We start from the raw sequence: 14,114 nt of genomic DNA, 5'->3' as shown, positions 1-14,114 counted from the left end.
GCGAAAAGGGCACTATGGGGAGAACCGACCGCACCCGAGGAGCCCGCACCGACATGAGCGACGAGCCACAGAACTGGGCCCCCCGGGACCCCTCAGCCGCCTCCGCGAGCCCCGGGGACGACGAGGGGGCGCACGGAGCGCAGGGGACGGCACCGGGGAGCGCGCCGGAAAGGAAGGGGCGCACGAAACGCCCCAAGCGGACCGGCTGGCGCCGCGCCCTGCCGACCTGGCGGCTGGTCCTCGGGTCCGTCCTGGTGGTCGGACTCCTGCTCGTCGGCGGGTTCTTCGCCGGATACCAGCTCGTCGGCATCCCGGCCGCCAACGCCGGCGCCGACGCGCAGTCCAACGTCTACTTCTACCGGGACGGCAGCGTCCTGGCCCGCGACGGCGAGGTGAACCGGGAGAAGATCAAGCTCTCCCAGGTGCCCCTGACCGTCCAGCGGGCCGTACTCGCCGCGGAGGACCGCGACTTCTACTCCCAGCCCGCCGTCGACGTGAAGGCCATGTTCCGGGCCGGCTGGAACACCGCGACCGGCAAGGGCAAGCAGGGCGGCTCCACCATCACCCAGCAGTACGTCAAGAACTACTACCTCGGCCAGGAGCGGACCGTCGTCCGCAAGGCCAAGGAGTTCTTCATCGCCATCAAGCTCAACCGCGAGCAGAGCAAGGACCAGATCTTCCAGGGCTACCTCAACACCAGCTACTTCGGGCGCAACGCGTACGGCATCCAGGCCGCCGCCCAGGCGTACTACGGCAAGAACGTCGAGGACCTCACCACCGCCGAAGGCGCGTACCTCGCCTCCCTGCTGAACGCCCCCAGCGCGTACGACGTCGTCGCCCACCCCGGCAGCAGGCCGGCCGCCCTGGACCGCTGGAACTACGTCCTGGACGGCATGGTCAAGGAGGGCTGGCTCGAACCGGGCGAACGGTCGGCCACCGAGTTCCCCGTCCCCGGCGAGGCCAAGCCCTCCACCGGCCTCTCCGGCCAGCGCGGCTACCTGGTCCAGGCCGTCGAGGACTACCTCACCGGCAACGGGATCATCGACGAGAAGACCCTCGCCACCGGCGGCCACCGCATCACCACCACCCTGGACAAGCAGAAGCAGGACGCCTTCGTCGCCGCGGTCGAGGACAACGTGATGAAGAAGCGGAGCGGCGAGCGCGAGGCCGACAGGAACGTGCGCGTCGGCGGCGCCTCCATCGTCCCCGGCACCGGCGAGGTCGTCGCGCTGTACGGCGGCGTCGACTACACCCGGCAGTACGTCAACAACGCCACCCGCCGCGACTACCAGGTCGGCTCCACCTTCAAACCGTTCGTCTTCACCTCCGCCGTGGCCAACGACTCCACCACCCAGGACGGCCGGCGCATCACCCCTCAGACGTACTACGACGGCACCAACAAGCGGACCGTCCAGGGACCGCAGGGCTCCACCGGATACGAGCCGGCCAACGAGGACGACGTCGACTACGGGCAGATCACCGTCCGCACCGCCACCGACGAGTCCGTCAACGCCGTCTACGCGCAGATGGCGCAGGACGTGGGCCCCGAGAAGGTCCGCGAGACCGCGATCGCCCTCGGCATCCCGAAGACCACCCCCGACCTCACCCCCTCCCCCTCCATCGCGCTCGGCCCCGCCACCGCCAGCGTCCTGGACCTCACCGAGGCGTACGCGACGCTCGCCAACCACGGCCGGCACGGTCCGTACACCCTCGTCGACAAGGTCACCAAGAACGGCACGGACATCGCGCTGCCCGACCGGAAGACGGAGCAGACCGTCCCCCGCGAGGCCGCCGACACCACCACCGCCCTCCTGCGCTCCGTCGTCGAGGGCGGCACCGGCACCGCGGCGCAGGCAGCGGGCCGCCCCGCCGTCGGCAAGACGGGCACCGCCGAGGAGGACAGGGCCGCCTGGTTCGCCGGGTACACACCCGACCTCGCCACCGTCGTCGCCGTGCTGGGCCAGGACCCCGAGTCCGGCGTCCAGACCCCGCTGTACGGAGCCCTCGGCCTGGACCGCGTCAACGGCGGCGGCGCCCCCGCCGAGACCTGGGCCACCTACACGGAAGCCGCCCTGCGCTCCTCCCCGGTCCAGGAGTTCGACCTGCGCACCGCCCCCGGCTCCGACGAACCGCAGGAACCGGGCGACGAGGAGAGCGCCACGACCGGACCGGCCACCCCGGACGACTCCCCCTCCAGCACCTCCCCCGGCGACCCGGCCGCCACCACCCCCTCGTCCCCCGCCTCCTCCGCCCCGCCGAGCGGCGACACCACCACGGGAGCCACCACGGACGGGGCGACAGGAGGGACGGACGCGGGAACGACCGGCGGCGACGGCGGAACCGGAACCGATGGCGGCACCGACGGAGGCACCGACGACGGCGGTACGGGAGCCCTCGGCGGCGGCCTCATCGAAGGGGTCCGGGGCGCCCGCCCCCCGGGCGGGTGAGCCCCGCCGCCTAGTGACCGGAGGTGGCCTTCAGCCCCACCACGGCGACCAGCAGCAGACAGACGAAGAAGATCCGGGCCGCGGTCACCGGCTCGTTCAGCACGACCATGCCCAGGATCGCCGCACCCGCCGCGCCGATGCCGACCCACACGCCGTACGCCGTACCGATCGGCAGCGTCTTCGCGGCATGCGACAGCAGCACCATGCTCGCCACGATCCCGAGGCCGGTGAACACGCTCGGCCACAGCCGGGTGAACCCCTCGGTGTACTTCATCCCGATCGACCAGGCCACTTCGAGCAGACCGGCGACGACCAGCAGAACCCAGGCCATGAGAACCTCCGACGACCACGCGCGAGCACGCGTACCAACATGGGTGCGTCGTCTTTGCCTGCCCGGTACGGCGCGTCTCGTCGGGGTGTCTCCACCGTAGCAAGGAACGGCCGGTGGGCCTGGTGACCATGGTCACCAGGCCCACCGGCGAAAGTCCCGCTACAGGTACAGCCCGGTCGAGTCCACCGCACCCTCGAACCGGTCCGCCGCCACCGCGTGCAGATCACGCTCGCGCATCAGCACGTACGCCACCCCCCGCACCTCGACCTCGGCACGGTCCTCGGGGTCGTACAGCACGCGGTCCCCGGGCTCCACCGTCCGCACGTTCTGGCCGACGGCGACCACCACCGCCCAGGCGAGCCGCCGGCCCACCGCGGCCGTCGCCGGAATCAGGATGCCGCCGCCGGAACGCCGCTCGCCCTCGGCGGAGTCGTTCCGCACCAGAACGCGGTCGTGCAGCATGCGGATGGGCAGCTTGTCATCGTCGTGGGTTTTCTCGCTCACGTCCGCAACCTACCGCCACCGCCCCGGAACATGACCCTGAGGGGCTGGGCGCCACCCGGGGCGGGACGGGTCACTTCCGGCGCTGCGAGAGGGTGAACAGCCCCACCACGCCCACCACCAGCAGCGCGGCGGGAATCACCCGCTCCAGCCGCGGCGAGCCGTCCGCCGCGACGAACTGCGCCTTCACTCCCGACACCGAGCGATTCACCGCGACGAACGCGCGGCCGGCCGTGCGGTCCACGGTCTGGGCCGCCTTGGCCTTCGCATCGCCGATGATCGTCTTCGGGTGTACCCGCACCCCGATCTCGTCGAGCACCACAGCGAGCTGCTCGCGCCTGCTGATGATGTCCGCCTCGATCTGCGCAGGGGTCCTGGCATCCGACACTGCGCCGCCTCCGTGGTCGTCTCTCCGGTAAACCTTCATCGACAGTCTGTCAGCTCTCACCCCCGCGCACCCGGCGGCACCCCTATTACGCTCGGTCCCGTCCGTCCCGCGCACCACCCGAGGAGAACCACATGAGCGAGCGACTCGCACCCGGCGACCCCGCACCCGCCTTCACCCTGCCCGACGCCGACGGCAACGAGGTCTCGCTCGCGGACCACAAGGGCCGCAAGGTCATCGTCTACTTCTACCCGGCTGCTCTTACCCCCGGCTGCACCAAGCAGGCCTGCGACTTCACGGACAACCTCGATCTCCTCGCGGGCGCCGGGTACGACGTCATCGGCGTCTCCCCCGACAGGCCGGAGAAGCTCGCCAAGTTCCGCGAGCAGGAGAACCTCAAGGTCACGCTGGTCGGCGACCCGTCCAAGGAGACCCTGAAGGCGTACGGCGCCTTCGGCGAGAAGAAGCTCTACGGCAAAGTGGTGACCGGCGTCATCCGCTCCACCGTCGTCGTGGACGAGGACGGCAGGATCGAGCACGCCTTCTACAACGTCAAGGCGACCGGTCACGTGGCCAAGATCATCAGGGACCTGGGCGTCTGACCCTCCCGGCCGCCGCCCCGGTTGCCCCGGATGGGCCGTCCGGGGCAACCGGACCGGGCGCCCTCCCGCCGGGGGGCGCCCTCCCGCCGGGGGCGCCCTCCCGCCGGGGGACCGGACAGCGCCCAGCCCGCACGGGTTCCCCGGATCGATGTCGAGATGATGTGAGGGACATCGCATCCGGCCGTGAAGTCGGTTTGCGACCGCCACCACTGCGCAGAAGCCTTTCCTGGAACACCCTGCGAGGAAAGGACCCGGCCATGGCGGCCCCCGACCCCCACCAGGCGGCCGACCCCCAAGCGGTCAAGCGCCACCCCACGCTCTTCCGGGCCGTCCGGAAGCGTCGGAACCCGCGGCTGCGCCGGACGGACATCACCGTCACGGACGACGCGGCGGTGAAGCGCGCGGTGAAGGCGGCGTCGCTGGGCAACGCCATGGAGTGGTTCGACTTCGGCATCTACTCCTACCTGGCCGTCACCATCGGGCAGGTGTTCTTCCCGTCCGGGAACGACACCACGCAGCTCCTCTCCTCCTTCGCCACGTTCGCGGTGGCCTTCCTCGTCCGGCCGCTCGGCGGCATGTTCTTCGGCCCGATGGGTGACAAGGTCGGCCGCAAGAAGGTCCTCGCGCTGACGATGATCCTGATGGCGGTCGGCACGTTCGCCATCGGCCTGATCCTCTCGCACGCCACGATCGGCGTCTGGGCCGCGGTCCTGCTGATCTTCTTCCGGATGCTCCAGGGCTTCTCGACGGGCGGTGAGTACGGCGGCGCCTCGACGTTCATCGCCGAGTACGCCCCCGACAAGCGGCGCGGCTTCTTCGGCAGCTTCCTGGAGTTCGGCACGCTGGCCGGCTACGTCGGCGCGGCGGGCCTCGTGACGGCCCTGTACGCCCTCCTGGACGACGCGCAGATGGAGGCCTGGGGGTGGCGGATCCCGTTCCTCGTCGCGGGCCCGCTGGGCCTGGTCGGCCTCTACCTGCGACTGCGCCTGGACGAGACCCCGGCCTTCCAGAAGCTGGAGGGCGGCACGGCGCACGCGAGCGAGGCGGCGGACGGCGTGGAGTCCACGGCCAAGGGCGACCTCGCCAAGATCTTCCGGCAGTACTGGCCGACGCTGATCCTCTGCATCTGCCTGGTCGGCGCGTACAACATCACCGACTACATGCTGCTGTCGTACATGCCGACGTACCTCTCCGACGAGCTCGGCTACAGCGAGACCCACGGGCTGCTGATCCTGCTGGCGGTGATGGTCTTCCTGATGGCGATCATCAGCCAGGTCGGCAAGCTGTCCGACCGCTTCGGCCGCAAGCCGCTGCTGATGACGGGCATGCTGGGCTTCCTCTTCCTCTCCCTCCCGGCGTTCCTCCTCATCCGGATCGACGGCATCCTCCCGATCACGGTCGGCATGCTGCTGCTGGGCCTCTCCCTGGTCTGCATGCTCGGCACGATGTCCGCGGCCCTGCCGGCCCTGTTCCCGACGAACGTCCGCTACGGGTCCCTGTCGGTGGGCTACAACCTCTCCGCGTCGATCTTCGGCGGTACGACCCCACTGGTGATCACGGCCCTGATCAGCTGGACCGGCTCCAACCTGATGCCCGCGTACTACGCGATGGCGGCGGCCCTGATCGGCGTGATCGCGGTCGCCTGCATGAAGGAGACCGCCCGGAAGCCGCTGATCGGCTCCCCGCCGTCGGTCGAGACGGACGAGGAGGCGGCGGAGCTGGTGCACGCGCAGTCGCCAGAGCCGAAGTTCTGACGCCTTTCCTCTTGCGGGCCCCCTCCGGATTCCGGACGTGACCATCCGATAAGCGGGTCGTTGCTCCGTACGAGGCTGCGAACGCGCGGCCGGAATCGGAGGGGGCAGGGACGTGGGGAACAGCCCGTACACGCGGGAGCGGCTGGCGGAGGCGGCCTCGTCATCGCGGACGCTCTCAGAGGCGTTGACGAAGCTGGGGGTCGATCCGAAGAGTCCGACGCGGCGGTATGTTTTCGACCGGATGCGGAAGATGGACATAGCCACGGAACACTTCGAGCGCGAGGGCACTCGCTGGACCAGGGAAGCGCTGGTGCCCGTGGTCGCCCTGTCCACCAGCGTCTACGACGTGTTGCGGCGCCTCGGCCTGGAGGCCGTGGGAGGCCACCACAGCAACATCAGCAGACGCATCAAGGCGTACGGCATCGACACCTCACACTTCGCCCAGCCGCCGCGTGCCGGGACGACAAGGCGTCACGTTCCGCCCGAGAAGCTGTTGGTGGATGACTGCTCACCACATCCTCGCCGCGTTCCCAGTTCCCGCCTCAAGCCCGCCATGGCCGCGCTCGGCGTGGCGCAACGCTGTGCCCTCTACGGAACGGAACCACTCTGGCGTGGCAGGCCGCTCCCGCTGGAGGTGGACCACATCAACGGCAGATGGAGCGACAACCGTCCGGAGAATCTAAGGCTCCTCTGCCCCAACTGTCATTCGGCGACGGACACGTATCGCGGTCGCGGCAAGAGGCGTCGTGCGGGGCATGGCGGCAGCCGGTGAACCAGCGGCAGCGGTACACCCACGAGCGGCTGGTCGAGGCCGCGGAGCGCTGCTCGGACATCGACGAGGTCATCGCGTTCTTCGGCACTCGTCCTTACGCGAAGCTCCGTCGCCATCTGCTGAGGCGGTTCGCCCATTTCGGGATCGATATCTCACACTTCAGGCACCGAGGCTCGCACACCGCCGCCTCGCGCCCCTCACGGGACGCACTCCGTGAGGCGGTGGCGGCCTCACGCTCCATCGCAGAGCTGCTCCGCAGACTCGGGCGCCCCGAGAACGGGCACCAACGAAAGCTCCTGCGGCAGTGGATCGCCGAAGAGTCCGTGTCGACCTCGCACTTCCTCGGTCAGGCGCACCAGCGTGGCAGGCCGGGCCCGACCCCCACCAAGCGCCCTGAGGACGTGCTGGTGAGACACGCCGGCGGATATCGCACGAAGACCGTGCTGCTACGTCGGGCCTTGCGGGAGATCGGCGTGGCTCAGCAGTGCGACGAGTGCGGAACCGAGCCGGTCTGGCGCGGATCGCCCATCACTCTGGAGATCGACCACGTCAACGGTGACTGGAGCGACGACCGCGCCGAGAACCTCCGGTTGCTGTGCCCGAACTGCCATGCCGTCACCACCACCTGGTGCCGAGGGGGCGCACGCAGGGCCGCGCACCAGGGAACTCCCACACCGGCCGGGCCGCCTCGCCCGGTACGATGACATGCGTCTGGCGGCGGTGGTGCAATGGCGACACAGCAGACTTAGGATCTGTGGCCCGTGAAACGGCTTGAGGGTTCGAATCCCTTCCGCCGCACCGAGCACGGCCTGCGAATCGAAGCACTGATACGCAGGCCGTTTCTCCGTCTCCGGCCCTACCCCACCAACTCCCGCACCACCGGCACCAGCGCCCGGAACGCCTTGCCGCGGTGGCTGATCGCGTTCTTCTCCGCCGGGGTCAGCTCCGCGCAGGTGCGGGTCTCGCCCTCGGGCTGGAGGATCGGGTCGTAGCCGAAGCCGTATCCGCCGGTCGGGGCGTGGCGCAGGATGCCGTTCAGGCGGCCCTCGACCACGCGTTCCGTGCCGTCGGGCAGGGCCAGGGCGGCGGCGCAGGCGAAGTAGGCCCCGCGGTGGGCGTCCGCGATGTCGCCGAGCTGGGCCAGGAGCAGGTTGAGGTTGGCCGTGTCGTCGCCGTGGGTGCCGGACCAGCGGGCCGAGAGGATGCCGGGGGCGCCGCCGAGGACGTCGACGCAGAGGCCCGAGTCGTCGGCGATCGCCGGGTGGCCGGTGGCGCGGGCCAGGGCGTGGGCCTTGAGGAGCGCGTTCTCGGCGAAGGTGACGCCGGTCTCCTTGACGTCGGGGACGTCCGGGTACGCGTCCGCGCCGACGAGGTCGTAGTCGAGTCCCGCGTCGGCGAGGATGGCGTGCAGTTCGGTGATTTTCCCGGCGTTGCGGGTGGCGAGGATCAGGCGCGTCATGCAGCGATTATCGCCGGGCCGGTGCTCCGGCATCGCTGGGGCGGGTGCTCGGGCATCGCCGGGCCGGTGCTCCGGCATCGCCGGGCCGGTGCTCCGGCCGGCCCGGTCCCTCCCCGTACCGGCCGGGCCGGTGTCCCCTACGGCGTGCAGACCTTGCCGATCTCCGTCGCCGCGTCCGTCACCGGGGTGATGTCGGGGGTGGCGTCGCCGCTCTCGATGGAGTCGCGCACGTTGGTGACGCCCGCCTGGAGGTCGTCGACCGCCTTGGAGAGGTCCGCGTTGTCGGTGGTGTCGTCGAGGTTCTTGAGCTCGCGGTCGATGTCGTCCAGGGCTTCCGAAGCCTGGGTGATGTCCTCGGAGGCGCTGGAGACGGCCTGCTGGAGGTTGCCGACGCTGGTGGCGATGGCGTCGGCGGTGCGGACGCAGTCGAGAGCCTTGTCGAGGCCGGCGCAGCCCGCGGCGGTGGTCAGCGTCAGCAGGGCGGCGGCGGTGGCGAGTGCGAGGCGTTGGTGGCGGCGCGAAGCCATGGTGCGGTCCCTCCCCGGGATCGTTACGCGGACGGGCGCACGGTTCGACCCGTGCGCCCGTGCTCGTAACGACGCTCCGTGGTGCGCATTTGGTTGCTTCTTTACCCGGGGAAGGTGAGTCGCTACGCGCTCCGCGTGGTTGCGAGTGCGTCGCGCTGGAGTGCGGCGAGGTCGACGCAGCCCGCGGTGGCCAGGTCCAGGAGCGCGCCGAGCTCCTTGCGGTCGAAGGGGGCGCCCTCGGCGGTGCCCTGGACCTCGACGAAGCGGCCGTCGCCGGTGCAGACGACGTTCATGTCGGTCTCGGCGCGGACGTCCTCCTCGTAGCAGAGGTCTAGCAGCGGGGTGCCGTCGACGATGCCGACGCTGATCGCGGCGACGGTGTCGGTCAGCGGCTTGCGTCCGGCCTTGACGATCTTCTTGCCCTGGGCCCAGGCGACGGCGTCGGCGAGGGCGACGTACGCGCCGGTGATGGCGGCCGTACGGGTGCCGCCATCGGCCTGGAGAACGTCGCAGTCCAGCACGATGGTGTTCTCGCCGAGGGCCTTGTAGTCGATGACCGCGCGCAGCGAGCGACCGATCAGGCGGCTGATCTCGTGGGTGCGTCCGCCGATCCTGCCGCGTACGGCTTCGCGGTCGCCGCGGGTGTTGGTGGAGCGGGGCAGCATGGAGTACTCGGCGGTGACCCAGCCCTCGCCGCTGCCCTTGCGCCAGCGCGGGACGCCTTCGGTGACGGAGGCGGTGCAGAAGACTTTGGTGTCGCCGAAGGAGATGAGGACTGAGCCCTCGGCGTGCTTGCTCCAGCCGCGTTCGATGGTGACGGGGCGGAGCTGTTCGGGGGTGCGGCCGTCGATGCGAGACATGGGCCCGACTTTATCCGTTGGCGGGGTGGCTCCGTTCGGGTGCGGCGGGCCGGGCCCGAAGTGCGGGCCGGGTACGGCACAGGCCCCGCCCACCCGTGGGGTGCGGGGCCTGCGGGTGCGGACGTCTCCCGGGGGGCGTCCGCGGTGTCCGGCGGGGTGTCAGCCGGTCACATCATGTCTTCGATGTCGGCGGCGATGGGGTCCGCGTCGGTGCCGATGACGACCTGGATCGCGGTGCCCATCTTGACGACGCCGTGGGCGCCGGCGGCCTTCAGGGCGGCTTCGTCGACCTTGCCGGGGTCGTGGACCTCGGTGCGGAGGCGGGTGATACAGCCTTCGATCTCGTCGATGTTCTCGATCCCGCCGAGCCCGGCGACGATCTTCTCAGCCTTGGTGGCCATGTCCTTCTCCCTGGTTTTCGCGTGCAGACGGGCCGCCCGCTGCGGGTCCGTTTCGTCACGGTAACGCACGGTTGGCCCAACTTCGCGGGCGGGTAACCGGACTATCACCAAAGATAACGATCACCGGTGCCCTGACTTCGCGGCGGGCCCCGGACCGTGACGCAACTGGTCTACACCAGTTTGCGACGACCGCCAAACGAGGCTTGTTCCGGGAAGGACGCCGATGAGTTCGAGCGCCGCTGCGGCACCGCAGCCCACATGGTGGAACGGTCCGGTCCAGGGCTTGCAGAAGATCGGCCGCAGCCTCCAGCTCCCGGTGGCGGTCCTCCCGGCGGCGGGCCTGCTGGTCAGCCTCGGCAACCTGTTCTCGTCCTATCTGCACGGCGCCTTCTGGGACAAGACCGCCAAGGTCCTCCTCAACGGCGGCACCGCGATCCTCGACGGCGTGGTCGGCCTGCCCCTGCTCTTCTGCATCGGCGTGGCCATCGGCTTCGCCAAGAAGGCGGACGGCTCCACCGCGCTCGCGGCCGTGGCCGGCTTCCTGGTCTACCGGGGCGTCCTCACGGCGTTCCCCATCGACGGCACGGTGACGGACGAGCTGCCCGACGGTGAGCCGCAGAACCCCGGCGTCCTCGGCGGCATCCTGATCGGTCTGCTGACCGCGGTGGTCTGGCAGCGCTACCACCGCACCAAGCTGGTGGACTGGCTCGGCTTCTTCAACGGCCGGCGCCTGGTGCCGATCCTGATGGCGTTCCTCTGCGTGATCCTGGGGGTGCTGTTCGGGCTGCTGTGGCAGCCGGTGGGTGACGGGCTGACCTGGTTCTCCAAGCAGCTCATCGACCTCGGCTCCTGGGGCGCGGCGATCTTCGGTTTCGCGAACCGGCTGCTGATCCCGATCGGCATGCACCAGTTCCTGAACACGTTCTTCTGGTTCCAGGCGGGCGAGTTCACCGGGGCGGACGGCGCGACCGTCCAGGGCGACATCTCCCGGTTCTTCGCCGAGGACCCGTCGGCGGGGCAGTTCACCTCGGGCTTCTTCCCGATCATGATGTTCGGCCTGCCCGCGGCCGCCCTGGCCATCACCCACACCGCACGGCCCGAGCGCCGCAAGGAGGTGGGCGGCCTGATGGTGTCGGTGGCGCTGACCTCGTTCGTCACCGGGGTGACCGAGCCGATCGAGTTCTCCTTCATGTTCGTCGCGCCGCTGCTGTACGGCGTGCACGCCGTGCTCACCGGGGCCTCGATGGGCATCACCTGGCTGCTGGGGGTGCATGCCGGGTTCAGCTTCTCGGCCGGGTTGATCGACTACGTCGTCAACTGGCATCTCGATACGAAACCGTGGCTGATCATCCCGATCGGCGCGGGCTTCGCGGTGATCTATTACGTGGTCTTCCGGTTTGCGATCACCAAGTTCGATCTCAAGACTCCGGGCCGGGAGCCGGAGGAGGTCGAGAAGGAGATCGAACAGAACCTCACGAAGTAGCAGGTCGCCGGGGTTTCACCCCGATCGCTCAAGGCCCTCGGACCAGCCGGCCCGAGGGCCTTCGGCATGTCACCGAACGTGTCGGATCTGCTACCGCGAATCAGAAGGGAATTGCAGGTTCCTTATCTAACCCTCACCGTGCTAAAACTGGTCTACACCACTGAGTGGTCCAGACCACGGCTGCCGTGCCGCGTCTGTCGAGTCGCCGCCTCCCCGCATCAACGTCCTGGGCGGCACCGTGCCCCATGGAGGATTTGATGACCACGGCTGAGACCGCACCCGCGGCCGAGAAGAAGAAGGGCGCCGGCGTGATGGCCGTCATGCAGCGCATCGGCCGCAGCCTGATGCTGCCGGTCGCCGTGCTGCCGGCCGCCGCGCTCCTGGTCCGCCTCGGCAACGAGGACATGCTGGGCCGCGCCTCGTTCCCGACCTTCATCACCAAGCTCGCCGGTTACATGTACGCGGGCGGCGGCGCCATCCTCGACAACATGCCGCTGCTGTTCGCCGTCGGCATCGCCATCGGCTTCGCCAAGAAGTCGGACGGCTCGACCGCCCTGGCCGCCGTCACCGGCTACCTGGTCTTCCAGAAGGTGCTGGCCACCTTCACCGACGGCAACCTGCGGCAGGTGGCCTCCGTCGTCGACGGCAAGATCGTGATGAACGACGCCCCCGTCAACGCCGGTGTCCTCGGCGGTGTCGTGATGGGCATCGTCGTGGCCCTGCTGTACCAGCGCTTCCACCGGACGAAGCTGCCCGACTGGGCGGGCTTCTTCAGCGGCCGGCGTCTGGTCCCGATCCTCTCCGCCTTCGCGGGTCTGGCCATCGGTATCCTCTTCGGTCTGATCTGGCCGGTCCTCGGCACCGGTCTGCACAACTTCGGTGAGTGGCTCGTCGGCTCCGGCGCGGTCGGCGCGGGCATCTTCGGTGTCGCCAACCGTGCGCTGATCCCGGTCGGCATGCACCACCTGCTGAACTCCTTCCCGTGGCTCCAGGCGGGCGAGTACAACGGCAAGCACGGTGACATCGCCCGCTTCCTCGCCGGCGACCCGAACGCCGGCCAGTTCATGACCGGCTTCTTCCCGATCATGATGTTCGCCCTCCCGGCGGCCTGCCTCGCCATCGTCCACTGCGCCCGCCCCGAGCGCCGCAAGGTCGTCGGCGGCATGATGTTCTCCCTCGCGCTGACCTCGTTCGTCACCGGTGTGACCGAGCCGATCGAGTTCACGTTCATGTTCATCGCTCCGGTGCTGTACGCGATCCACGCGGTGCTGACCGGTGTGTCGATGGCCCTGACCTGGGCGCTCGGCATGAAGGACGGCTTCGGGTTCTCGGCCGGTCTGGTCGACTTCCTGCTGAACCTCGGCATCGCGTCGAAGCCCTGGATGCTGGTCCTGGTCGGCCTCTGCTTCGCGGTGGTCTACTACGTGGTCTTCCGGTTCGCCATCACCAAATTCAACCTCCCGACCCCGGGCCGGGAGTCGGACGAGGAACTCGCCGAGCTGCGGAAGGCCGAGGCGAAGTAGCCCCGGCCGCACCGGTCGGCTGTACCCGTACACGCGAGACCCCCGCCTCCCTCTCGGAAGGCGGGGGTCTCGTCGTCGTACCCGGGCTCGGACTCGTACGCGTGCTCAGACCTCGTACACCGCGCCCGGTGCGGCCAGTTCCACCGGGCCCGGGTAGGCCGCCCGCGCGTCGGCGAGGTTGCGCTCCGCGTCCGTCCACGGCGGGATGTGGGTGAGGACGAGCCGGCGGGCGTCCGCGCGGGCGGCGGCCTCACCGGCCTCCCGGCCGTTGAGGTGCAGGTCGGGGATGTCTTCCTTGCCGTCGACGAACGACGCCTCGCAGAGGAACAGGTCCGCGTCCCGGGCCAGCTTCTCCAGGGCGTCGCAGGTTCCCGTGTCGCCGGAGTAGGCGAGGGTGGCGCCGCCGTGCTCGATCCGGATGCCGAAGGTGTCGACGGGGTGGCGGAGCTTCTCCGTACGGACCGAGAAGGGGCCGATCTCGAAGGAGTCCGCCTTGAGCGTGTGGAAGTCGAAGACCTCGCTCATCGCCCGGTCGGAGGGGGTGTCGCCATGGGCGGCGGTCAGACGCTGCTCGGTGCCCTCGGGTCCGTAGACCGCGAGGGGGACGGGGCGGGCGCCGTCGTGGCGGTAGTAGCGCACGACGAAGTACGCGCACATGTCGATGCAGTGGTCGGCGTGGAGGTGGCTGAGGAAGATCGCGTCGAGGTCGTAGAGACCGACGTGGCGCTGCAGCTCGCCGAGGGCGCCGTTGCCCATGTCGAGGAGCAGCCGGAAGCCGTCGGCCTCTACGAGGTAGCTCGAGCATGCCGAACCCGGGGACGGGAACGAGCCGGAGCAGCCGACGACGGTGAGCTTCATGGAGCGTGAACCTCCGGGGCATGGGAACGGGGAGGGTTCGTGCAATTCCTGCCGGAACGTTTTGCGGTTCGTCGAGCGTAAGGCGCGGAACTCCGCGTCGCTCCTCCGCCGCCTGCCGTTGTGGGGGAACTCACCTGCTCTGTCACCGGTTCGATGGAAGCGCGTCCACGGTGGGGCCCGGGCGCGGCGCGGGGGCCGGCTCCGGCGCCGG

General features: G+C 69.8%; 15 protein-coding genes, 1 tRNA gene and 1 riboswitch. Of the genes, 8 read left to right on the top strand and 8 right to left on the bottom strand.

All coding sequences use genetic code 11. The annotated features are described in order from the left end of the window. The first annotated feature begins 53 nt into the window (after nucleotides 1–53). The gene (locus tag ACIQAK_RS06240; RefSeq protein WP_366387127.1) at nucleotides 54–2,447 is read left to right on the top strand and encodes a transglycosylase domain-containing protein; all 2,394 of its coding nucleotides are present in this window, start codon (nucleotides 54–56) and stop codon (nucleotides 2,445–2,447) included. A 10-nt stretch (nucleotides 2,448–2,457) separates the two neighbouring features. Here the strand turns inward: ACIQAK_RS06240 and ACIQAK_RS06235 are convergent, their stop codons facing one another. From ACIQAK_RS06235 to ACIQAK_RS06225, 3 genes are all read right to left on the bottom strand, one after another. Next, nucleotides 2,458–2,778: a multidrug efflux SMR transporter gene (locus ACIQAK_RS06235; RefSeq protein WP_366387126.1), complete on the bottom strand. Its 321-nt coding sequence runs from the start codon at nucleotides 2,776–2,778 to the stop codon at nucleotides 2,458–2,460. A 42-nt stretch (nucleotides 2,779–2,820) separates the two neighbouring features. Continuing rightward, nucleotides 2,821–2,884, bottom strand: a riboswitch (guanidine-III (ykkC-III) riboswitch). A gap of 53 nt (nucleotides 2,885–2,937) precedes the next feature. Further along, nucleotides 2,938–3,282, bottom strand: coding sequence for a co-chaperone GroES (locus tag ACIQAK_RS06230; protein ID WP_366387125.1), 345 nt, complete (start codon nucleotides 3,280–3,282; stop codon nucleotides 2,938–2,940). Between the two features lie 70 nt (nucleotides 3,283–3,352). After that, nucleotides 3,353–3,667, bottom strand: coding sequence for a DUF3618 domain-containing protein (locus ACIQAK_RS06225; protein WP_366387795.1), 315 nt, complete (start codon nucleotides 3,665–3,667; stop codon nucleotides 3,353–3,355). A gap of 131 nt (nucleotides 3,668–3,798) precedes the next feature. On the opposite strand from ACIQAK_RS06225, the gene bcp reads away from it, so the two are divergent. The 5 genes from bcp to ACIQAK_RS06200 all read left to right on the top strand — a co-directional run bounded on the left by bcp (nucleotide 3,799) and on the right by ACIQAK_RS06200 (nucleotide 7,590). Continuing rightward, complete coding sequence (gene bcp, locus ACIQAK_RS06220) at nucleotides 3,799–4,266, top strand: thioredoxin-dependent thiol peroxidase (protein WP_366387124.1); 468 nt, start codon at nucleotides 3,799–3,801, stop codon at nucleotides 4,264–4,266. Nucleotides 4,267–4,523: 257 nt separating this feature from the next. Further along, complete coding sequence (gene proP / locus ACIQAK_RS06215) at nucleotides 4,524–6,020, top strand: glycine betaine/L-proline transporter ProP (RefSeq protein WP_366387123.1); 1,497 nt, start codon at nucleotides 4,524–4,526, stop codon at nucleotides 6,018–6,020. Nucleotides 6,021–6,132: 112 nt separating this feature from the next. Beyond that, entirely contained in the window at nucleotides 6,133–6,792 is a 660-nt protein-coding gene (locus ACIQAK_RS06210; RefSeq protein ID WP_366387122.1) for an HNH endonuclease signature motif containing protein, read from the top strand. Further along, on the top strand, nucleotides 6,789–7,496 hold the full coding sequence (locus ACIQAK_RS06205; RefSeq protein ID WP_366387121.1) for an HNH endonuclease signature motif containing protein: 708 nt from the start codon (nucleotides 6,789–6,791) through the stop codon (nucleotides 7,494–7,496). The genes ACIQAK_RS06210 and ACIQAK_RS06205 overlap by 4 nt, the downstream gene beginning before the upstream one ends. Nucleotides 7,497–7,506: 10 nt before the next feature. Beyond that, nucleotides 7,507–7,590, top strand: a tRNA-Leu gene (locus ACIQAK_RS06200). Nucleotides 7,591–7,648: 58 nt separating this feature from the next. On the opposite strand, the gene rdgB is transcribed toward ACIQAK_RS06200, so the two are convergent. The 4 genes from rdgB to ACIQAK_RS06180 form a co-directional block, all read right to left on the bottom strand. Further along, entirely contained in the window at nucleotides 7,649–8,251 is a 603-nt protein-coding gene (gene rdgB / locus ACIQAK_RS06195) for an RdgB/HAM1 family non-canonical purine NTP pyrophosphatase (protein ID WP_366387120.1), read from the bottom strand. Between the two features lie 137 nt (nucleotides 8,252–8,388). Then, on the bottom strand, nucleotides 8,389–8,778 hold the full coding sequence (locus ACIQAK_RS06190; protein WP_366387119.1) for a hypothetical protein: 390 nt from the start codon (nucleotides 8,776–8,778) through the stop codon (nucleotides 8,389–8,391). A 122-nt stretch (nucleotides 8,779–8,900) separates the two neighbouring features. Then, nucleotides 8,901–9,638 (bottom strand): ribonuclease PH, encoded by a 738-nt coding sequence (rph, locus tag ACIQAK_RS06185; protein ID WP_366387118.1) that lies wholly within the window; start codon nucleotides 9,636–9,638, stop codon nucleotides 8,901–8,903. Nucleotides 9,639–9,805: 167 nt separating this feature from the next. Further along, entirely contained in the window at nucleotides 9,806–10,066 is a 261-nt protein-coding gene (locus tag ACIQAK_RS06180; protein ID WP_366387794.1) for a PTS glucose/sucrose transporter subunit IIB, read from the bottom strand. 196 nt (nucleotides 10,067–10,262) lie between these two features. Here ACIQAK_RS06180 and ACIQAK_RS06175 point away from each other — a divergent pair, with 196 nt between their 5' ends. Next, nucleotides 10,263–11,522, top strand: coding sequence for a PTS transporter subunit EIIC (locus tag ACIQAK_RS06175; RefSeq protein ID WP_366387117.1), 1,260 nt, complete (start codon nucleotides 10,263–10,265; stop codon nucleotides 11,520–11,522). Between the two features lie 257 nt (nucleotides 11,523–11,779). Next, nucleotides 11,780–13,045: a PTS transporter subunit EIIC gene (locus tag ACIQAK_RS06170; protein ID WP_366387116.1), complete on the top strand. Its 1,266-nt coding sequence runs from the start codon at nucleotides 11,780–11,782 to the stop codon at nucleotides 13,043–13,045. A 105-nt stretch (nucleotides 13,046–13,150) separates the two neighbouring features. On the opposite strand, the gene ACIQAK_RS06165 is transcribed toward ACIQAK_RS06170, so the two are convergent. Next, nucleotides 13,151–13,903 carry an MBL fold metallo-hydrolase gene (locus ACIQAK_RS06165; protein WP_366387115.1) on the bottom strand — a complete coding sequence of 251 codons (753 nt, stop codon included), beginning with the start codon at nucleotides 13,901–13,903 and terminating at the stop codon, nucleotides 13,151–13,153. Nucleotides 13,904–14,114: the final 211 nt, after the last annotated feature.

It is taken from the genome of Streptomyces sp. NPDC088706 (genome assembly GCF_044752765.1).
GTDB lineage: Bacteria > Actinomycetota > Actinomycetes > Streptomycetales > Streptomycetaceae > Streptomyces.
The sequence above is the reverse complement of the archived record's forward strand: the minus strand, read 5'-3'. Positions and strand labels throughout refer to the sequence as shown.